This is a genomic window from Halobaculum sp. XH14 (genome assembly GCF_032116555.1).
Taxonomy (GTDB): domain Archaea; phylum Halobacteriota; class Halobacteria; order Halobacteriales; family Haloferacaceae; genus Halorarum; species Halorarum halobium.
Genome location: NZ_CP134949.1, coordinates 279,838 through 300,055 on the forward strand (window position 1 = coordinate 279,838; position 20,218 = coordinate 300,055).

A 20,218-nucleotide genomic window follows, 5' to 3' on the forward strand; every position below is an offset into this window, starting at 1 on the left:
AGGGAAGCGGCGTAAGATGCGAGTCTCGCGGGCGGAGCCGGCGGTTACGCGTCGCCGTCGGTCGCGGGCGATCCGGCATCCCCGCGGACGCGGGCCCGGTGCGTCTCGGAGGCCGCCTCGACCGCCGCCCAGTCCACTGGCGCGTCGACCCCCGCCAGTTCGTCCCCCAGCGCGGCTAGTTCCTCGCCGAAGCGGTCGCGCCAGGCGGGCCGTGCGAGCCCGTCCAGTTCCGCCGCCAGCGCCTCGCGCCGGTCGGCCAGCGCGTCGACGTCCGAGACGAGCGCCTCGCGGAACGGCTCGTCCTCGCGGTCGGCCCACTCGCGGAGCTCCGCCAGTTCGGCCCGCAGGTCGGCGACGACGCAGTTCAGCACCCGCGTACGCATGCTGGCGTCGGCCCACTCGACGGCCGGTTCGGCCGTGGTCTCGGGGAGCGCTTGGGCCGCAGCTTCGAGTTCGGCCAGCGACTCGGCCGCGAACGAGACGTCCTCGCCGAACTCGTCGTACCGACGCGCGGGGCTCGTGAGCCACGATTCGACCTGTTCGAGGTCCGTCTGGAGGTCGTCCGCGGTCCGGACAACGCCCTGCGCGTTCGACGCGACCGCCCGGAGTTCGACGGCGAGTTCGTACGCCGCGGTCGGGTCGTTCAGCCGTTCGACCGGCGATCCGAGATCCCGCGAGAGGTCGTCCCGGCGCGCCTCGACGGCCGCGAGCCGGTCTGCGGCCTCGTCGAGCCGGGCGGACACGACCTCGAGGTCGGCGACGGGTTCGGCCGCCTCGCGCGCCTCCTCGTGCTCGATCCGCGCCAGTTCGACCCGGGTTTCCGCGGTGGCGACGACCTTCGAGGTGTCCGAGACGGCCGACTCGACGGCGGCCTCGGTGACGACGCCGTCCTCGGTGACTGGGTCGAGCGCCGCCCGGACGGCGTCCCGCTCGCGCGTCCCGTCCGCCGCGAGGATCGTTTCGACGGCCTCCTCCGTGGTTCGACCGACGACGGCCTGGGGTCGACTCATGCCCGACCGTCCTCGGTCCCGACGGATGTACTTTTTCTCAGAGCAATCTATTAGGGAATATAGCGGGCCGGAGCGCTATTGTCGGCTATAGATCGGCCCGTATCCGGGGGGAGATCTCCGAGGGCTGGGTAGCCGAAGGGAGTTCTCTGAGCCGACAGTACCAGTATTATAAACCCCTTTTACCGTCTCACCGAAGCCGTCAGGTGATGGTAGACGACCCCAACCAGTCCATCACCGGCGTATCGCGGCGGAAATTCATCCTCACCTCCGGCGTCGTCGGCGCGACGGGCCTCGCCGGCTGTTCGAGTTCGAGCGAGACCACCCCGAGCGGGAGTTCTGGCGGGGACTCGGGCGGCGATTCGGACGGGGATTCGGGCGGCGACGACGGCGACGGCTCGGGCGGCGACGGCGGCATGGACACCTCGCTGCTCAACGCCGAGGGGTCCTCGACGGTCTACCCCATCTCCAACAAGGGGAGCTCCTACTGGAACTCCAACGCGCCGCCGAGCGACGGCGAGTACTGGGGCTCCAACTCGGAGAGCACCGTCCCCGGCTGGTCGGACCTCGGCGAGCCCGACATGCTCCTTGCCGACTACTTCGCCAGCCAGGCCGGCTTCGAGCCGACCGAACAGCGCTCGGAGCCGCCGTTCCCGACGACGGTCGGCCTCTCGCACTCGGGGACAGGCTGTGAGGCCGTCGTTGACGGCCTCGTCGACATCGGCAACTCCTCGGGCCCGATCACGGCCGAACTCGACTGGAGCGAGCAGCGGCGCGACGAGGAGGTCGTCGACCACGTCGTCGGCCGCGACGGCCAGCCGGTCGTCGTCAGCGGCGACGTGTGGGACGAGGGCATCCAGCAGCTCACCGGCGAGCAGGTCCGGATGATCTTCCAGGGCGAAGTCGAGAACTGGAGCGACCTCGAGGGCATCAGCTACGACCAGGAGATCTACGCCATCGGCCGCGCCGAGGGCTCCGGCACCGACACCGCGTTCAGGCTCAACATGCTCGGCGACGCCGACGCGCCGATGGACGTCGACACCCGGCAGGGCCAGAACCAGCAGGTCGCCCAGCTCGTCTCCCAGAACGAGGGCGCCATCGCGTACATGGCGCTCGCGTTCACGAGCGACGCGGTCCGTCCCATCGCCATCGACTTCGAGGGGACCGTGTACGAGCCGGACCGGGACGCGGAGAACACCATCTTCGACAGCGAGTACCCGCTGAACCGGAACCTGCACATGTACACGAAGATCACCGACGACACGCCCAGCGGGACGGACCGGCGCGAGGCCGCCTTCATGAACATGTTCCTGACCACGTTCGGGCAGACGCTGTTCGTGGAGGACGTGAACTACATCCCCCTGCCGACGGCCGACATCGAGTCCGAACGGGAGAAGCTCAGCGACTGGATCGACTACTGAGCCGACCCCGGCCGGCGGCGCTCTCGGACCGGACACCAGGCACTCGAAATTATTTCAAATGACATGACAGCAGCGAGAGAACGGGTGGGATCGTGGCTTCGTGACGCGGGCGAGCGGCAGGTACGGCGGGGCAGGGCGTTCGTCGACGACACCGAGCCGGAGGCGCTCGCGGTCGTCGGAATCGGATCGGCGGCGATGCTCGTGGCGTTCGTCGGGTTCCTGTTGGTCTCTCCGCTGACCGTCCTCCCCTTCGCCGTTTCGATCGCGACGTTCGGCTACGGCTGGGTCAGACACCAGGAAGTGACCGCGAGGGTGCTGACGCTGATGACGACCGTCTCGACGATCCTGATCCTCGGGCTCATCATCGTCTTCATCTTCATGGAGTCGATCCCGGTCATCCGGTACGAGAGCGCGACGGTGTTCGGCGTGACCGTGCCCGGGCTCCGGCTGTTCGTGGAGACGCGGTGGGACGCGGTCGCCGATCCGGTCCGGTACTCGATGGTGCCGATGATCCACGGGACGGTGATGGTGACCCTCATCGCGACGGCGGTCGCCGCGCCGCTGGGCGTCGCGGCGGCGCTGTTCCTCTCCGAGATCGCCCCCCCGATGGTGCGGGAGGCGGTCAAGCCCGGCGTCGAGATCCTCGCCGGCATCCCCTCCATCGTCTACGGGTTCATCGGCTTCACCGTCCTGAGCCCGTGGGCCTCCACCCAGTTCGACCTCAGCGGGCAGGGGACGTACCTCTTCGTCGGCATCGTGGTCGGGCTGATGGCGCTCCCGACGGTCGTCTCCGTCGGGGAGGACGCCCTCTCCAGCGTCCCCGAGTCGATCAAGAGCGGCTCGCTCGCGGTCGGCACGACCGACTGGCAGACGATGACCTCGATCACGCTGCCGGCCGCGTTCTCGGGCGTCTCCGCGGCCGTGCTGCTCGGCGTCGGGCGCGCCATCGGCGAGACGATGGCCGCGACGGTGATGCTCCGGGGGGTTCCCCGGCTCACCGACCCGCTGTACAACGTCTTCTACGGCCAGGAGACGCTCACCTCGCTCATCGCGCGAAACTACGGCGACGCGGACGGCCTCCAGATGGACGCGCTGTTCGTCTCGGGCGTCATCCTCTTCATCACGGTGCTTTTCATCTCGATCGGCTCGCAGTACATCGAGTGGCGGATGCACCGGAAGTTCGGGGGTGAGCTCTGATGGCGGGCGCGATGGGGACCGACCTCGTCCGGCAGGACACCTCCGGGACCGACGCGGTCGCCGCCGTCGCGGTCGCCGTCTCGGCCGTGCTGTTCGGGCTCTCGATCGTGGCGCTGGCCGAGGGGATCTCGATCACCGGCACCGTCGCGGGCGTCTCGACGGTCGCGCTCCTGGGCGCCCTCCTCGTCCTGCTCGGCGGGGCCGTCGTCTCCTTCGGCGTCGGCTCCCGCCTCGAGTTCGTCTCGACGACCCCGGACGCCAGCGCCGGCCTGATCGCGGGGGCCGCCGGCGCAGTCCCGTGGTTCGTCGTCGGTGCCGGCGCCGCGACCCTGCTCCTCGGCTCCGGGGGTATCGGACTGGTCGTCGGCGGACTCCTCCTCGGCGGCGTCGCCTTCGCGGCCACGGTGCTCCCCCGCGAGGACGTCGGGTCGACGGTTCCCATCGGGGCGCTGCCGGCGTTGACCGGCCTGGTGTTCCTGACCGGCACGCTCGGCCCGGAGTGGGTGTGGGACCTGGGCTGGGAGCAGACCGCCTCGCTGACCGCGGAGTTCGTCATCCCGGTCGCGACCCTGTCCAACGCGATGCTCGCCGGCTGGGCGGCCGCGAAGGCGTACGGCGGCTTCGGCGCTCGCGGCCGGCACCTGGGCGCGTACGTGCTCGTCTACCTGAACGCCCTCTCCATCGTCGCGTTCCTGTTCGTCCTCGTCGCGTTCACGGTCGTCCAGGGCGTCCCGGGGCTCCTCACCGGGGTCCAGTTCGGCCTCGGCGTCGGGCCCGAGACCACGCTCGGACTGTTCGGCCTGGAGCTGAGCTTCCGGTGGCCGGTCTCGATCCCGTTCCTGATGAACGGCGTCGCGCTGTTGAACGAGTTCAACGGCGTGCTCCCGGCGATCGTGGGGACGGTGTGGCTCGTCGTCGGTGCCGTGCTGTTCGCGGTGCCACTCGCGGTCGGGGCCGCGATCTTCCTCACCGAGTACGCCGAGCAGGGCGCGTTCACGCGGGCGGTCGAGATCGCGACGAACGGCCTCTGGAGCACCCCCAGCATCGTCTTCGGCCTGTTCGGGTTCGCGTTCCTCATCCCACGGTTCGGCAACAGCAAGTCGCTGCTGTCGGGGATGCTCACGCTCGGGTTCATGCTGCTCCCGCTGGTGTTGATCACCAGCCGCGAGGCGATGCTCTCGGTGCCCGACGAGTACCGCGACGCGAGCGCCGCCCTCGGCGTCACGCGCTGGCAGACCATCAGGAGCGTCGTCCTGCCGGCCGCGCTCCCCGGCGTCGTCACCGGGGTCATCCTCGGCGTCGGACGGATCGCCGGCGAGACGGCCCCCATCCTGCTGACGATGGCGGGCGGGACGTTCGTCCCCGGGGGACAGACGGTCGACGTGATCGGCGGCTTCGAGTTCACGTCGGCCCCGCCGTTCGTGGCCAACCCCGAACTGCTGCAGGCGACCTCGGCGCTCCCCTACCAGCTGTTCGCGCTCATCACCGCGGGCGTCGGGCTGGGGGAGAACGTCGCCAACCCCGACGAGTTCCGGTGGGCGACCGCGCTCGTCCTCCTCGCCGTCGTCCTGACGTTCTACGCCATCGGCATCGGCACGCGATACTACTTCCGGCGGAAGCTCAGACACGAATGACCATGAGTGACACACCACAGACCCAGCAGGAAAGCCAGACCGACCAGCCGCTCGAGACCGATCAGCCGCTCGAAACGACCGCCGGCGAGACCGACGAGCGCGTCCGTGAGGAGTGGCGGGAACACGAGTTCGCGGGCCGGGCCAAGCTGGCGGTCGAGGACCTGAACGTCCACTACGGCGACGACCACGCGCTGAAGGACGTCTCGATGGACATCCCGAGCAACAGCGTCACGGCGCTCATCGGTCCCTCCGGCTGCGGGAAGTCGACGTTCCTCCGGTGTCTCAACCGGATGAACGACCGCATCTCGGCCGCTCGGATCGACGGCTCGGTCGCGCTCGACGGCGAGGAACTCTACCAGGACGGCGTCAATCTCGTCGAACTCCGCAAGCGCGTCGGCATGGTGTTCCAGTCGCCGAACCCGTTCCCGAAGTCGATCCGGGACAACGTCTCCTACGGCCCGCGCAAGCACGGCGACATCGAGACGGGCCTCCTCGCGCGCGCGCTCGGCCGGTCGAACGAGGACGAGCGCGACGACCTCGTCGAGCGCTGTCTGCGCAACGCAGCCCTCTGGGAGGAGGTGTCCGACCGCCTCGACGACAACGCGCTCGGCCTCTCGGGCGGCCAGCAGCAGCGCCTCTGTATCGCCCGCTGTCTCTCGGTCGATCCGGAGGTCATCCTGATGGACGAGCCCGCCTCGGCGCTTGACCCCATCGCCACCGCGAAGATCGAGGACCTCATCGACGACCTGAGCGAGCAGTACACGGTCGTCATCGTCACCCACAACATGCAGCAGGCGGCCCGCATCTCTGACCAGACGGCCGTGTTCCTCACCGGCGGGGAGCTCGTGGAGTACGACGACACCGACAAGATCTTCGAGAACCCCGAGTCCCGGCGCGTCGAGGAGTACATCAGCGGGAAGTTCGGATGACCGGGGCCCCCCGTGGAGGCGGCGCGGACGCGGTCGCCGTGGGCCGGCCGGGAGCCGCTCGCGCGACGCCGCCCTCCACCGGACCCGTCGCCGCGCCGCGCGCGTCGTCCGCTCACCAACCCACCTCACGACCCACCGCCTGACAGATGGAGACGCGAAAGATCCAGACGGTCGGCAGCGGGACTTACACCGTCTCGCTCCCGAAGTCGTGGGCAGAGTCCGAGGGCATCTCGGCGGGGACGGTCGTCACCCTGCACGCCGACATCGACGGCCTCCTCCGCGTCGAGGCCCCCGGCCACGAGCGGGACGAACGGAGCCGCGTCTCGGTGCGGGTCGAGGACGGCGAGCCCGAGCGGCTCGAACGGGCAGTCAGGGCCGCCTACGCGGCCGGGTTCGAGGAACTCGTGCTCACCGCGCCCGACGGGTTCGGGGACGACCAGCGGGGGACCGTCAGGGCCGTCACCCGCACCCTCCCGGGCGTGACGATCGCCGACGAGTCGGCCGACCGGCTCACGGTGCGGACGCTGCTCGACGCCTCGGAGGTCTCGATCCGGCAGACGATCCGCCAGCTTCGGTTCGTCGCGCTCTCGATGCACCGGGACGCGACGGCCGCGCTGACCGGCGAGGCGACCGTCGAGGCCCCGGGCGACCGTGACGACGAGGCCGACCGCCTGTTCGCGATGATCGACCGGCACGTCGGGCGCGGCCTCTCGCGGCTCGACGAGGTCGACGCGCTCGGGGTGACCCGTCCCGAACTGTTCGCGCTCTGGGTCACCGCCCGCGAACTGGAGGGCGTCGCCGACCGCGCGGAGCAGCTCGCAACGACGGCGGCCGAACTCGACGGGCAGGCGACGGTGCCCGGCGAGGGTGACCTGGACGCGGTCGCCCGGCAGGCCCGCCAGGCGGTCGAGGACGCGGTGGGCGTCGTCGTCGGCGACGGCACCGTGGACGCGGCGCGGCGCGCGCTGGCCGCCCGCGAGGCGGTCCGCGAGGAGACCGACGCGATGGACCGGGCGCTGTTCGCCGCGGAAGGGGCCGACTACCGGCTCACGCACGCGCTTGAGGCCGTCCGCCGGACGGCCGAACACGCTGGCGCCGTCGCGGAACTGGCGCTCCGGATCGAACTCGGCGGCGGCGAGTTGCGGTCCGCGTCGGTCCAGGACGGCGACCGCGACGGCGACGACTGGGTCCTCCGGGCGGTCGCGGGCTCGGACGAGTGAACGCGCCCGACGGTCCTCGACTGTCCCGTTTTCCGCCGGTTCCCGCGAAGACCTATACTGTCGGTCCGTGAAGCGCCGGGTATGGACACCGCTGGGACCGAACGGTCGGGCCGCGAGGTGGCTACGGGCATCTACCGGTTCGGCACCAGCAGGATCAACTGGTACGTGCTGGAAGCCGAGGACGGGCTGACGGTCGTCGACGCCGGGCTGCCGGCCCACTGGCCCCAGCTCGGCGACTGGCTCGCCGAGAACGGCTACGAGTTCGGCGACGTGGCGGCGCTCGTGGTGACCCACGCGGACGCCGACCACGTCGGCTTCGCGGCACGGCTGGCCGAACGGGGCGTACCGATCTACTGTCATCCGGCCGACCGTTCCCTCCTGAGCGGCCAGCCCCAGGGCGCGCCCGGCTGGTTCTACCGGAACCTCTGGCGGCCGGGGTTCCTCCGCTACGCGGTCGAGATGATCCGGGACGGCGTCACGTCAGTCGAGCCTGTCGCCGAGACCGAACCGCTCGCGGCCGGCGAGGTGCTCCCCGTTCCGGGCGAGCCCCGGGTCGTCTTTGCCCCCGGTCACACGCCCGGGTCGTGCGCGCTGTCGGTCGAGGACCGGGACGTCCTGTTCTGTGGCGACGTGCTCGCCACGCGGAACATCTTCACCGGGCAGGAGGGCGACCCCCAGTTGCTCGGGGCAGCCGACGAGGATCACGAGGAGGCGAGGGGATCGCTCGACCGGCTCGACGGGCTGGGGTCGGTGACGCTTCTGCCCGGCCACGGGAACCCGTGGCAGGGGGAGGTCGAGACGGCGGTCGAGAGCGCGCGGTGACGGCTGGTCGGCCGGCGACTGGCGGCGTGAAAACACGCGTTCGATTGGTGAGGAAACGGGGGATACCGTCTTTCGGCTCCGACGTGGATGTGGTGGCCCGGATGAGTCGCCTCACCGGGGGCACAGCGGGCCGAATACGCCACCTGCCGTGAGACCGACTGCCGGGAACCGGTGGCGAGTGAACCGAACGGGTCCCCGTCCTCACCGCGAGAACGCGGGACCCGCCGGGCGCGACGCCTTCAGCTACTGGCCTTGCCGCTGGCCGCCCTCCTCGTGGGGCTGGATGACGACGAACCCGTCCGAGCCGGTGAACTCCATCTGCATCGCTTCCCCGGAGGTCTGGCCGATCTCGAACGTCTTGTTCCGGGCGATGGACGGCGAGAGGTTCGCGCTCCACGCGACGGTCGCGTCCGGGTCCGTGCGTACCGGCGGCGTTATCACGAGCGGGTCCCCGTGCGTCGAGATCGCGACCTGACCGGGACCGGTGAGGTAAACGTTCGTCAGGCCGCCGGCCGCAGCACCCGAGAGGCTGCCGATCGTGCTGATCTCGTAGTCGACCGTGGACTCGAACGCGAGGATGTCGGTCCCGTTGATCGAGATGGACTCGTCGCGGTCGAGGTCGAGCACCTGGACTTTCTTGCTCTGTTCTGCGACGTAGAGACGTCCGCTTCCCTCGGCTTCCATGACGGGCGTCCCCTCGCTGCTCACCGCCTCCTTCACGAAGCCGGTGATGCCACCTTCGGCCGACGACTTCCCGGTGAACGTCACGTCGCCGGTGTACGCGATCATCGACCCGGCCTTCACCATCACGGTGCCATCGAGCGGGACGTCGAGCAGCCTGTTGTTCTCTTTCCGAAACCCTGTACCGCCTTCCTCGGGCGCGTTGGAGCGCGCGAATTCCGCTAATTCCATGGGAACCATGAGCCGAGTCGAATTCGACTCACCCGAAAGTGGTCCGATCGTGTGATAAAATTGTCCTCGAACGGTGAGACGTCGATCCCGCGTCGTGACCCCGTCGACGTGTCGTGGACCCGTCCGGCCGGATGCCCTCCCGGGCGGCGATCACTGGCAAGCCAGTGGCCGGGAGTCGCCGGGGCGGAACTCGACGTCGGCCGGACCACGAGGACGTCCGGAACGTGAGGTGGTGGCTCGGAGAAAGCCTTCCTCAGAAGGGGTTCGGCGGGGCAAACACAGCATCTACTACTGGAACGACTGCCGGAAACGACGGCGAGTGAGACGCACGGGCTGCATCCTCAGCGCAGGTAACGCGGGTATCGTCAGGGACAGGTGAACGACTTCACGTCCAGTCCAACTCACAGGATGAACAGAACTACGAAGACGGCTATCACCAGGAGTAGGAGAAGGAGAAACCAGCGACTCCCGCTTTCATCATCCTTCTGTAGCTGTTCACCTCGGTGTTTGGAGTGAGAGTGCTGTTCATACCCTGTGTCGTCGTTCATCATCCGTTTTATTAGGTTCCTGACGGGATAAAGCTAACTTCGCACGTCTACCGAGGGGCCATCTCACCTCGACCCGCGTTTGAAGGTTCGCTGGTTTCAGAACTGAAGCACCCTCTCGCGAGGGCTTCCGGAACGTGAGATGGTGGCTCGGGTGAACTTCATCGTCACGAGGGGCTCGGCGGGGGTAACGTTCGTCATCGCCACCGGGACGAACTCCGCAACCGAGACGTAAAAACCCCGCTTTGAGGAGCGCCGCCCTCGACGCCCGGTTCCCAGCCAGCCCGGAATACGGCCCGCACCTTCCACACGCTTTTCTACGCACCCACCCCCATCGGACAACGATGACCGACGCGTACCTCGTCGGGGCCGGGCAGTCGCCGTTCGGGTCGTTCCCGGACGAGACGTACCGCTCGCTGTTCGACACGGCGTTCGACCGGGCGCTCGCGAGCGTCGACGGCGACCTCGACCCCGACCGGATCGACGAGGCGTTCCTCGGCACGCTCGGCGTCGGCGGGAGACAGATCGGGCTGAGCGCGCCCGCCGTCACCGAGCACGTCGGCCTCCACGCGATTCCGACGACGCGTGTCGAGAACGCCTGCGCGTCCAGCGGCTACGCGCTCCGGAGCGCCGTCGCGGCCGTCCGGGCCGGGATGGCCGACCTCGTCCTCGCGGGCGGCTACGAGGTGATGACCGACACCAGCGCCGACCGGACGAAGTGGTGGCTCGGCGTCTCCGGCGAGACCGAGTGGGAGCGCCTCTCCGGGACGACGTTCGCCGGCGTCTACGCCCAGATGGCCAGCGCCCACATGAACGAGTACGGGACGACGACGGAGGACCTCTCCCGGGTCGCCGTCAAGAACCACGCCAACGGCGCCGAGAACCCCGACGCCCACCTCGGCTTCGAGTGTTCGCTGGAGGACGCCATGGACGCCCCCGCGGTCGCCGACCCGCTGAACCTCTATCACTGCTGTCCGACGACCGACGGCGCGAGCGCGGTGCTCGTCGCGAGCGGGGACGTCGCCCGGGAACTGAGCGACGACCCCGTCCGCGTCGCCGGCGTCGGCGCCGCCAGCGGCCGGGTCGGTCTGTTCCAGCGCCCCGGCCTGGCGTCGATTCCAGCGACCCGGACGGCCGCCGAGCGGGCCTACGGGGCGGCCGGCATCGACGACCCGGCCGGGGACCTCGACTTCGCGGAGGTCCACGACTGCTTCGCAATCGCCGAACTGCTCGCATACGAGGACCTCGGCTTCTGTGATCCGGGCGAGTCCGGTCGACTGCTCCGCGAGGGGCGGACCGACCCGGACGGCGACCTCCCCGTCAACACCTCCGGCGGGCTGAAATCGAAGGGCCACCCCATCGGCGCGACCGGCACAGGACAGGCGGTCGAGGCGTTCAAGCAGCTCCGCGGCGAGGCCGCGGTGCAGGTCGCGGACCCGGTCCGCGGGCTGGCCCACAACGTCGGCGGCTCCGGCGGCGGCGTCACCGTCCACGTGTTCGAGCGGGCCGCGGAGGTGGACGCGTGAATCCCGATGCCGACGCCGAACGCGGCATCCTCGCGGCCGGGGTCTACGTCCCCCGCGCCAGACTCCCCGCCGAGACGGTCGCGGACGCGTGGGGCAGTTTCGAGGGCCGCGGCATCGACACGACCGCCGTCCCGGCGGGCGACGAGGATGCCGTGACGATGGGCGTCGCGGCGGCGGAACGGGCGTTCGAGGCGAACACCGCGACCGGAACGTCGCCCGATTCGCCGGACTCGGCGTCGGTCGCGCCCGACGAGGTCGGGACGCTCGCGTTCGCCACCACGACGCCGCCGCTGGAGGAGGAGCAACTCGGGCCGCGACTCGTCCGGGCGCTCGGCCTCCCGGACTCCTGCCGGACGTGGGAGCACGGCGGGAGCACCGCAGCGGGCGCGGACGCCATCCAGACCGCTCTCGACGCCGACGGCCCGGCGCTCGCGGTCGTCGCGGACGCGCCGGAGGGTGACCCGGCCGGCGAGGGCCACGCGTTCGGCGCGGGCGCCGCGGCGTTCCTCGTCGCCGACGACGCCCTCGTCCCCTGCGAGGCGGTCGCGGCCGCGACCGACGAGTCGCCCGGCATCCGGTTCCGGGAGCGCGGCGCGACCGACCTCGACTCGCTCGACGTGACCGGGTACGAGCGCGCGGCGACCCGCGAGACGACCCGCCGGGCCATCGCCGACCTTGACGTCGACCCGGACGAAATCCGCGCCGCGGCGGTCCACCAGCCGAACGGGTCGATGCCGTCCCGCATCGCGGACGGGGACGTCGTCCCCGCGGACGCCGTCTCGGCGGGACTGGTCGCGGACCGCGTCGGCGACGCGGGGGCGGCGACGGTTCCGATGGGCCTCGTCGAGGCGCTTTCGACCCCGGGCGACGGCCCCGTCCTCGCGGCGTTCTTCGGGAGCGGCGGGAGCGCCGTCGCGTTCTCGTTCGCCGGCGAACTCGACGCGGTGGCCGGGACCGACTTCGACGACGGCGTCGCCGTCGAGTACGCCGAGTCCCTCCGCAAGCGCGGTCGCCTCGGCGACGGCGAGGTCGCCGGGGGCGGCGCGAACGTCTCGCTGCCGAACTGGCGGCGGACGCTCGACGCCCGCTACGCGCTGACCGCCGGGCGCTGTCCCGAGTGCGGGACGCTCTCGTTCCCGGGCGAGGGCGCCTGCGGGGGCTGTCACGAGCGGGTCGAGTACGAGCGGGTGTCGCTCTCCCGGGAGGGGACCGTCGAGGCGCGGACGGTCATCGGCCAGGGCGGCGCGCCCCCGGAGTTCGTCGCCCTCCAGCGCCGCGAGGGCGACTACGCGGCGGTCCTCGTCCGACTCCCCGCGAGCGAGGCGGACGGGTCGGTGGTGCTGCCCGCCCAGGTGACCGACTGCGACCCCGACGCCGTCGAGGTGGGCGACTCGGTCCGCCGGACCGTCCGTCGGATCTACGACCAGGAGGGCGTCCCGCGGTACGGCGCGAAGTTCAAGCCGACGGGATAGCCGACGGTGACGACGAATCAGTGGGTGTCGTCGTCCCAGGTTTCCTCGTCCCACCCCGCGAGCGCGCGGTGTTCCTCGGCCACGGCAGCGACGGCGTCGACGTCGAGCGGGCCGTCCTCGGTGACGACGGTGACCAGGTTCGAGGGTGTCCGGTCGAACAGCGGGGCGAACGACTCGACCCCTGCCGGGACATCGAACCCGGCCGACCCGGGATGGAACGAGTCGGTGCCCGAAATCTTGTCCCGGGCGGTCACGGCGTAGCAGGGGACGCCCTCGCGGGCGGCCGCGAGCGCCAGCCCCCGCGTCCCGACCTTGTTCGCCACGTCGCCGTCCGGGAACACCGTGTCGGCGCCGACGAGCGCCGCGTCGACCACGTCCTCGGCCAGCACGGCGGGGACGGCGGCGTTGGGCAGCAGCGTCACCTCCCGGTCGGCCGCGGCCAGCTCCGCCGCGACGTCGCGCCCCTCGCCGCCCGGGCGCGATTCGGCGACGAACACTCGTTCGTCGTGGTCGGCGAGCGCCGCGGCGACGGTGCCCGATCGCGAGAGCGTGAGAACTGCACCGTCGAGCAGCGTCGCCGCCTCGGTTGCCGCGGCCTCGTCGGCGTTCACGGCGGCCTCGACGGCCGCGATGGCGCGGTCGCGGACCGCCGCGGGCGTCCGCTCGGCACCGGCCACGACGCGGTTCACGCGGTTCGAGAGCGCTGCCATCCCCGGCCGCGCGTCCCGGAGGGCCCGCGCGGCGTCGGCGACGGCGTCCCACGACTCGGCGACGGCCGCCTCGTCGCGCAGCGCCTCCAGCGCACGGACGGAGACGTCCGAGGAGCCGTGCGTGTCGTCGTCCCGGACCGTCTCGAGGGTCGGGCCGACCGCGCGGTACGCCGCCCAGAGCTTCGGCACCGTCTCGCGCCCCAGCATGGCCGTCGCGGGCACCCACTCGTGGGCCGCGAGTTCCTCGTTTTTCGTCACCTCGCGCGTCGCGCACTCGAACAGGAACGGGTGGACGGTGAACGTCCCCTCGGCGTCGTCTACCGCTACCGGGTCGCCGGCGCGGACGAGCGTCAGGGCCGACCCCTCGACGCCGACTTCCTCCTCGACCTCGCGGCACGCGTCCGCGAGCGGGTCGTCCGTGTCGTCCTCGACGTAGCCGGAGACGCCGCCCCACTGCCCGCGGTAGGTGCCGACCGCGTCGCCCCGGCGGACCAGCAGCACCTCGCCGCGGTTCCGGAGGAAGGCGGTGACGACGTGGGCCATGTCAGTCGGTCCGGTCGCCGTCGTCACGAAGGTTGCGGCGAGCGTCCGCTCGCGGCAGCAGCGCCCGTTTGCATCGCGCCCACCCACCGGCAGACTCAAGGACATCTGCTTCGAGATGCCGAAGACTGAGTCTCTATGGAACTTTCGGACGAACTCAAGTGCGTTTTCAGCGCCGAACTGGACGAGGCGGGCGACACCTACACCGTCGAGGTCCCGAAACGCGAACTCGAGAACGGCGTCCTCCGGCCGGGTGAGGTGGTCCGCGTGGCGATCCTCAGCACCGAGCAGCAGTCGACGGCCGCGTCCGAGCGCGGGAGCGACGGCGCGCAGTCGAACGGCGGTCCGGGGGCCGAGTCGGACGAGGGCCGCGCGGACGGTGCGGCAGCCGGCGGACGGGACGGGGCAAGCGGCGGACTCGAACCGCCGGTCGAGGAGGGCGACGAGCGGACGGTCGACATCGAGGGGATCGGCGAGCAGGGCGACGGCATCGCGCGCGTCGAGCGCGGCTTCGTCGTCATCGTCCCCGACACGGAGGAGGGCGAGCGGGTGACCATCGAGATCACGAACGTCCGGACGAACGTCGCGTTCGGCGAGGTCCTCGAGCGCAAGGACTACTACGTGTAGCCGGTCAGGCCTCGGGCTCGAACCGACTGTGGATGTTCGTGCTGCCACACTCGGGACACTGCGTGAGCGTGCCGAGCGGCGGGTGGTCGACCCGCTCCCAGTCCTCGCCGGCGGGTGCCTCGAACCCGCACTGGAGACACTGTAACTGCGCCGTTTCGGGTTGGTTTCGGGCCATACTCCACGGTTCGGGCTCCCGAGTGAAAACAGTACGTCAGCGCCGCTGCCGGGGACCCGGACGGTGACGTGACCGGGCGTCCAGTTTCGGCGTCGATCACGCCGGCACCGCTAGACACCGGACAGCCGTACCACCACCGGCGACCTTTTGCCACCGACGCACGACCGCCCGATATGGAACTGTTCGCCGTCCCCGACCTCCCCGAGATTCGGGAGGGCGAGGACCTCGCGGCCGCGATCCGCGACCGGGTCGACCTCCGCCCGGACGACGTGGTCTGTGTCGCCTCCACCGTCGTCTCGAAGGCCGAGGGGCGGACGTTCGACCTCGACGACTTCCCGCCCTCGGAGCGGGCCAGGGGGATCGCGTCCCGGCTCGAAGCGATCTCGGGCGAGGAGAAGGACCCCCGGTTCGCCCAGGCCGTCCTGGAGGAGTCCGACGAGCTGCTGCTGGAAGCCCCGTTCCTCCTCACGGCGACACGCTTCGGCCACGTCGGAGTCAACGCCGGCATCGACCGCTCGAACGTCCCGGCGGGTGACCTGCTGCTCCTCCCCGAGGATCCGACTGAGTCGGCCGAGCGGATCCGCGAGGGGCTGCCGGTCGATCGCGTGATCGTCACCGACACCTGCGGCCGGCCGTTCCGGCACGGCCAGCGCGGCGTCGCCGTCGGCTGGGCCGGCATGCACGCCTCCCGCGACTGGCGCGGCGAGACGGACCGCGACGGGCGCGAACTCGGCGTCACCGTCGAGAACGTCGTGGACGAACTCGCGGCCGCCGCGAACCTCCTCGCGGGCGAGGGCGACGGCGGCACCCCGGTCGTCGTCGTCCGCGACTTCGAGTGGGGCGCACACGGCGGCAGCGACGAGCACTTCCGCGCGGTCGAGGGCGACTTCGTGCGGCAGGCGCTGCAGGGGTGGGAGTTCGATGGGTGAGGACGACCCGTCCTCCGGCGCGGCCGTCGCCTCGCGGGGCGGCGGAATGTTCGGCCTCGAACTCACGCCCGAACACCCCGTCGAGCGCCTCGTCGACCTGGGTACGACGGCCGAGGACGCGGGGTTCGACGCGGTGTTCGTCTCGCACCACTACAACAACCGGGACGCGTTCCAGGCGCTCGCCCGTATCGCCGCCGAGACCGACGCGGTCCGACTCGGCCCCGGCGTCGTCAACCCCCTCGAAACCCACCCCGTCACGCTCGCCTCCCGGGTCGCCACGCTCGACGAGTCCTCGGGCGGCCGCGCCGTGTACGGCGTCGGCCCCGGCGACCCGTCCTCGCTGCGGAACCTCGGCCTCGCCGAGGAGCGCGGCCTCCGCCCCGTGCTGGAGGCGTTCGAGGTCGCGCGGGACCTCTGGGCGGGCGAGCGCGTCGACGGCGCGAGCACGTTCGACGCCGACGACGCGGGGCTCAACTACGAACCGCCCCAGGGCGCGGCCATCCCGGCCTACGTCGGCGGCGAGGGGCCCCACATGTGCCGGATGGCCGGCAAGCGGGCCGACGGCCTGCTGTTCAACGGCTCGCACCCAGACGACCTGGCCTGGGCCCGCGAGCGCGTGGACGAGGGGCTCGCGGAGCGCTCGGACGGCGTCGACGCCGACGCGTTCGACCTCGCGGCGTACGCCTCGGTGTCGGTCTCCGCCGACGGCGAGGCGGCCAGGGACGCCGCCCGCCCGCCGGTCGCGTACATCACGGCCGGGGCCGCGCCGCCGGTGCTGGACCGGCACGACATCGACCCCGAGCGCGCCGCGCGGATCGGCGACGCCATCGCGGCCGGGGAGTTCTCGGAGGCGTTCGCGGCCGTGACGCCGGCGATGCTGGAGGCGTTCTGCATCGCCGGCACGCCCGACGAGGTGGGGAGGGAGATGAGAGCGGTGCTGGCGGAGGCTAACTCGCTGGTCGTCGGCTCGCCGATCGGTCCGGACCTGGCGGAGGGGATCCGGCTGGCCGCCGAGGCGGCCCCGTAGCCGCGCTCGGCTCGAGGTCAGTCCCGTTAAAGAGGGCGGCGGTTCAGCGTCGCGGCGGCGCGTCGCGCGGACCGCTGCCGGGGGACGCGACGTTGACGCCGAGTTCCCGGACGAACGCGCCGAGCGCGAGGTAGCCGAGGACGCCGACGCTGGCCGCCATGAACAGCCCGCCGACGAGCACCGAGATCAGCGAGAGCGGATCCGCGAGCGCGACGTCGAGCCCGATGATCTCCCCCATGCCGACGATGCTCCTGCCCAGTTCCGTGAGGAACTCCGTGACCGTGACCATGGGGGCGCTTGTGTGTGGCGGTGCTTGAGCGTTGGCGTTCGCGTGGACGTTCGGGGTCGCGTCGAATCCGTCGAACCGGCTCCGAGGGGTCCATCACGTCGACCCGAACCCGTCCGGCGTTCAGGAAACGAACTTCAGCAGGTCGTCCCGCTTCGCCTCCCCGAACCGCTCGCGCAGCACCTCGAGCAGCGGTTCGACGCTCCCGCGCTTGGCGGAGACGGGCGCGACGATGTGGTCCCACTGCTGCCACGGCGGGTACAGCCCCAGCCGGTCGCACAGCTCGTCCAGCCGCTCGTCCCGGTCATCCACCTTGTCCATCTTGTTGACCGCCACGACCGGCGGGACGTCGACGTCCTGCAGGAAGTGGAACAGCTCCACGTCGTGGGGAATCTCCTCCTCGTTCGTGTGCCGGTCGATGATGTCGATCACGCTCTTGCCGTCGACGACCAGCACGCCGGCGAGGATGTGCTCGGCGTTCGCCTCGACGTACCGCACCACGTCGGTCTTGATCGCCTCCCGGTGTTCCTCCTCGACGCCGGACATGAACCCGAAGCCGGGGAGGTCGGTGAACATGAACCCCTCGGGCGCCCAGTCGTAGTGGTTCGGCTGCCGGGTGACGCCTGGCTTCCTGCCCGTCGTGAAGTCGTGGCCCGTGAGTTCGCGCATCAGCGTGGACTTCCCGACGTTCGACCGGCCGACGAGCACCACCTCGGCGTCGCGGTCGGGTCGTCCCTCGAAGGTCATGGCTTCGGGTTGGACGAGTGGGCGGTTAAGGGGTGTGGCCGGGCTCTGTCTGGTGGGTCTCTGCTGTAGTCGTAGAGTTTGGTGAGGTGACGATAGCCTCGAAAGCCCCCGCGGTCCCGTTCAGTCCCACCCACACTGCACCTCACCCTCCCCAACCTCCTGTGCTCCTCACTCACTCGCTGCGCTCGTTCGGCTGCGGTTGCTCGTCCCTCGCGCGCGTCTGCTCGTCCCTCGCGCGCGTCTGCTCGCCCCTGCGGGGCTCGCCGTCACGCGCGCCGTGCCGGCTGCTCCCCATCGCGCAACTCACATCGAAAACGTCTCACCGAAAAAGGGAGTTCGGCTACTCCTCGCTCTCGTACGGCTCGCCGACGGCCGAGGGCATCCGCGTCGAGCCCCAAACCGTCAGCACCACGACGACGGCGACGTACGGGAACAGGTTCACCAGCCGGTTCGACACCTCGATGCCGGCCGTCTGGAACTGGATCTGCAGCATGTCCAGCCCGCCGAACAGCAGCGCCGCGGCGGCCGCGCCGATCGGGTTGTAGTTGCCGAACAGGTACGCGACGATGCCGATCCAGCCCCGGCCGTTCACCATCGTGTCGCCGGTGCCGGTGAACGAGCCGGCGTGTGCGAGCAGCACTGCGCCGGCCAGCCCGGCCATCGCGCCCGAGAAGATCACCGCGGCGTACCGGACGCGCGTGACGCTCACGCCCGCCGTGTCGAGCGCCTCGGGGTTCTCGCCGGCCGCCTGGACCCAGTAGCCGTACCGGGTCCGGTAGAGCACGACCCACGCGAGGACGGCGACGACGGCCGTCGCCAGCACCAGCGGCGAGGTGTCGAACAGCACCGGGCCCAGCAGCGGCAGGTCCGCGAGCACCGGCACCGTCACGTCGTTCATGCTCACCAGCCCCGGGCTGTTCCGGTTGCCCCAGAGCAGCACCGCCGAGAACGGCCCGAAGCCGAGCCCGATGAACCAGACCGCGAGGCCGGCGACGATCTGGTCGGCCTGGTACCGGACGAGCAGCACCGCGAACAGCAGCGTGTACACCAGGCTCACCAGCACCGCGCCGAGGATGGCGAGCCAGAGGTCGCCCTGCGTCGGCGACTCGCCGCCGAGCAGCCAGACGAACGCCGCCGCGTTCGCGGCCCCGAGGATCATGAACCCCTCCAGGCCGATGTTGAACACGCCGCTCTTCTCGGCGTACAGCCCGCCGATGGCAGCCAGCGCGATGGGCGTGGCCGCCTGGAGCGAGCGCTCGATGAACCCGACGGTCACGATGGCCGCGAGCGGCAGATCGAGCGCGACTGCGAGCACCAGCGCGAGCAGGACCACCGCGACGGCGCTCCCGAGTTCGAGCCGGTTCCGCTCGACGTAGCCCGCGACGCTCATCGGCGCTCACCCCCGAGGCCGGTCCGCCGGGCCGCCATCCGGAACAGCTCCGGGGTGGCGACGAACAGGACGACGAGCCCAACGACCCCGTCGATGAGTTGCGGCGGGACGTCGCTGTTGATGCCGATGTGGGTCCCCGCCGAGTCGAGTCCGCCGAAGAGCAGCGCCGCCGGGACGACGCCCAGCGGGTTGTTCGCCGCGAGCAGGCTGACCGCGATGGCGTCGAAGCCGTACGTCGCCACGCCGCCGGGGTCGCTGTAGTAGCCCTGGATCATGATGGCGAAGACGGCCCCCGCGACGCCCGCGACCATCCCCGAGAACGCCATCGTGGAGACGATGGTCCGCCCGGCGTCGACCCCGGAGAACGTCGCGGCCGCCTCCTGGTGGCCGCTCGTCACCATGTCGTAGCCGAACCGCGTCCGGATCATGACGACCGAGACGATGGCGACGACGACGAGCGCGACCGCCAGCCCGACGAGCGAGAAGTCTGGACTGTCGAACGCGACGGCGGGAAGCTGGACGTACTCGGGGATGCGCGCGGTGTTGGGCGCGCGGTTCCCCTCGCCCCGCAGCGGCCCCTCGACGAGGTAGCCGACGATGCCCACCGCGATGAAGTTCAGCATGATCGTCGTGATGATCTCGTTCGCGCCGCCGTACGCCTTCAGCACGCCGGGCAGCGCGGCGTAGAGCCCGCCCGCGACGATGCCGAACGCCGTGCCGAGCACGAGCAGCGCGAGCCCGCCGACGGTGCCGGCGGGCAACAGCGGCGCGAGCCGGAGGATGGAGACGACGGTGGCGAAGCCGCCGACGACGAACTGACCCTGGACGCCGATGTTGAACACGCCGGCGCGGAACGCGATCGCGACGGCGACGCCGACGAGGATGAAGATGGTCGTGAACTTCAGCGTCCGCCCGATCGAGTTCTGGTCCCCGAACGCGCCCTCGAACATGTCCATCAGGAACGTCGCTGGGTCGTAGCCGGCCGCGGCGACGACGACCAGCCCGATTGCCAGCGCGAGCGCCGTGGACGCCGTCGCGATGCCGAGCCGCTGGAGCGCCGACGCGTCCAGCATTCTGGCCGCGGCCTCGTCCAGCACCGCCC

The 20,218-nt window shown here is 71.0% G+C and carries 20 protein-coding genes; 11 read left to right on the top strand and 9 right to left on the bottom strand.

Features of this window, described 5'->3' with window-relative positions:
• Positions 1–44: 44 nt before the first annotated feature.
• The gene (locus RJT50_RS01415) at positions 45–1,010 is read right to left on the bottom strand and encodes a halo transducer protein (RefSeq protein ID WP_313693385.1); all 966 of its coding nucleotides are present in this window, start codon (positions 1,008–1,010) and stop codon (positions 45–47) included.
• A 206-nt stretch (positions 1,011–1,216) separates the two neighbouring features.
• Between RJT50_RS01415 and RJT50_RS01420 the strand changes: the two genes are divergently transcribed.
• From RJT50_RS01420 to RJT50_RS01445, 6 genes are all read left to right on the top strand, one after another.
• Positions 1,217–2,428, top strand: a complete 1,212-nt coding sequence (locus RJT50_RS01420) for a PstS family phosphate ABC transporter substrate-binding protein (protein WP_313693387.1) — start codon at positions 1,217–1,219, stop codon at positions 2,426–2,428.
• Between the two features lie 63 nt (positions 2,429–2,491).
• Positions 2,492–3,625 carry a phosphate ABC transporter permease subunit PstC gene (gene pstC, locus RJT50_RS01425; RefSeq protein ID WP_313693389.1) on the top strand — a complete coding sequence of 378 codons (1,134 nt, stop codon included), beginning with the start codon at positions 2,492–2,494 and terminating at the stop codon, positions 3,623–3,625.
• Complete coding sequence (gene pstA, locus RJT50_RS01430) at positions 3,625–5,259, top strand: phosphate ABC transporter permease PstA (protein WP_313693392.1); 1,635 nt, start codon at positions 3,625–3,627, stop codon at positions 5,257–5,259. The genes pstC and pstA overlap by 1 nt, the downstream gene beginning before the upstream one ends.
• Before the next feature lie 2 nt (positions 5,260–5,261).
• On the top strand, positions 5,262–6,188 hold the full coding sequence (gene pstB / locus RJT50_RS01435; RefSeq protein WP_313693394.1) for a phosphate ABC transporter ATP-binding protein PstB: 927 nt from the start codon (positions 5,262–5,264) through the stop codon (positions 6,186–6,188).
• A 146-nt stretch (positions 6,189–6,334) separates the two neighbouring features.
• Complete coding sequence (locus RJT50_RS01440; RefSeq protein WP_313693395.1) at positions 6,335–7,408, top strand: AbrB/MazE/SpoVT family DNA-binding domain-containing protein; 1,074 nt, start codon at positions 6,335–6,337, stop codon at positions 7,406–7,408.
• A gap of 81 nt (positions 7,409–7,489) precedes the next feature.
• Positions 7,490–8,230 carry an MBL fold metallo-hydrolase gene (locus tag RJT50_RS01445; protein WP_313693397.1) on the top strand — a complete coding sequence of 247 codons (741 nt, stop codon included), beginning with the start codon at positions 7,490–7,492 and terminating at the stop codon, positions 8,228–8,230.
• A 243-nt stretch (positions 8,231–8,473) separates the two neighbouring features.
• Here the strand turns inward: RJT50_RS01445 and RJT50_RS01450 are convergent, their stop codons facing one another.
• Entirely contained in the window at positions 8,474–9,142 is a 669-nt protein-coding gene (locus RJT50_RS01450) for an AIM24 family protein (RefSeq protein WP_313693398.1), read from the bottom strand.
• Positions 9,143–9,543: 401 nt separating this feature from the next.
• A complete protein-coding gene (locus tag RJT50_RS01455; protein WP_313693400.1) occupies positions 9,544–9,693 on the bottom strand; it encodes a hypothetical protein in 150 nt (49 codons plus the stop codon).
• A gap of 338 nt (positions 9,694–10,031) precedes the next feature.
• Between RJT50_RS01455 and RJT50_RS01460 the strand changes: the two genes are divergently transcribed.
• Complete coding sequence (locus RJT50_RS01460) at positions 10,032–11,213, top strand: thiolase C-terminal domain-containing protein (protein ID WP_313693401.1); 1,182 nt, start codon at positions 10,032–10,034, stop codon at positions 11,211–11,213.
• Positions 11,210–12,685: a 3-hydroxy-3-methylglutaryl CoA synthase gene (locus tag RJT50_RS01465; protein WP_313693403.1), complete on the top strand. Its 1,476-nt coding sequence runs from the start codon at positions 11,210–11,212 to the stop codon at positions 12,683–12,685. The genes RJT50_RS01460 and RJT50_RS01465 overlap by 4 nt, the downstream gene beginning before the upstream one ends.
• Before the next feature lie 17 nt (positions 12,686–12,702).
• Here the strand turns inward: RJT50_RS01465 and RJT50_RS01470 are convergent, their stop codons facing one another.
• Positions 12,703–13,938 (bottom strand): eIF2B alpha/beta/delta subunit family protein, encoded by a 1,236-nt coding sequence (locus RJT50_RS01470; protein ID WP_313693405.1) that lies wholly within the window; start codon positions 13,936–13,938, stop codon positions 12,703–12,705.
• Positions 13,939–14,073: 135 nt separating this feature from the next.
• Between RJT50_RS01470 and RJT50_RS01475 the strand changes: the two genes are divergently transcribed.
• Positions 14,074–14,562, top strand: a complete 489-nt coding sequence (locus RJT50_RS01475) for a TRAM domain-containing protein (RefSeq protein WP_313693406.1) — start codon at positions 14,074–14,076, stop codon at positions 14,560–14,562.
• Between the two features lie 4 nt (positions 14,563–14,566).
• Here RJT50_RS01475 and RJT50_RS01480 read toward each other — a convergent pair whose 3' ends face one another.
• On the bottom strand, positions 14,567–14,737 hold the full coding sequence (locus RJT50_RS01480) for a DUF8106 domain-containing protein (RefSeq protein ID WP_313693407.1): 171 nt from the start codon (positions 14,735–14,737) through the stop codon (positions 14,567–14,569).
• A gap of 173 nt (positions 14,738–14,910) precedes the next feature.
• On the opposite strand from RJT50_RS01480, the gene RJT50_RS01485 reads away from it, so the two are divergent.
• Together RJT50_RS01485 and RJT50_RS01490 are read left to right on the top strand one after the other, a co-directional pair.
• Positions 14,911–15,666, top strand: coding sequence for a coenzyme F420-0:L-glutamate ligase (locus RJT50_RS01485; protein WP_313693408.1), 756 nt, complete (start codon positions 14,911–14,913; stop codon positions 15,664–15,666).
• A gap of 46 nt (positions 15,667–15,712) precedes the next feature.
• Complete coding sequence (locus RJT50_RS01490; RefSeq protein WP_313695888.1) at positions 15,713–16,693, top strand: 5,10-methylenetetrahydromethanopterin reductase; 981 nt, start codon at positions 15,713–15,715, stop codon at positions 16,691–16,693.
• 43 nt (positions 16,694–16,736) lie between these two features.
• On the opposite strand, the gene RJT50_RS01495 is transcribed toward RJT50_RS01490, so the two are convergent.
• The 4 genes from RJT50_RS01495 to RJT50_RS01510 all read right to left on the bottom strand — a co-directional run bounded on the left by RJT50_RS01495 (position 16,737) and on the right by RJT50_RS01510 (position 20,189).
• The gene (locus RJT50_RS01495) at positions 16,737–16,982 is read right to left on the bottom strand and encodes a DUF8024 family protein (RefSeq protein ID WP_313693410.1); all 246 of its coding nucleotides are present in this window, start codon (positions 16,980–16,982) and stop codon (positions 16,737–16,739) included.
• 120 nt (positions 16,983–17,102) lie between these two features.
• Entirely contained in the window at positions 17,103–17,726 is a 624-nt protein-coding gene (gene engB / locus RJT50_RS01500) for a GTP-binding protein EngB (RefSeq protein WP_313693412.1), read from the bottom strand.
• A 340-nt stretch (positions 17,727–18,066) separates the two neighbouring features.
• Entirely contained in the window at positions 18,067–19,116 is a 1,050-nt protein-coding gene (locus tag RJT50_RS01505) for an ABC transporter permease (protein WP_313693413.1), read from the bottom strand.
• The gene (locus tag RJT50_RS01510; RefSeq protein WP_313695890.1) at positions 19,113–20,189 is read right to left on the bottom strand and encodes an ABC transporter permease; all 1,077 of its coding nucleotides are present in this window, start codon (positions 20,187–20,189) and stop codon (positions 19,113–19,115) included. The genes RJT50_RS01505 and RJT50_RS01510 overlap by 4 nt, the downstream gene beginning before the upstream one ends.
• Between the last annotated feature and the right edge of the window lie 29 nt (positions 20,190–20,218).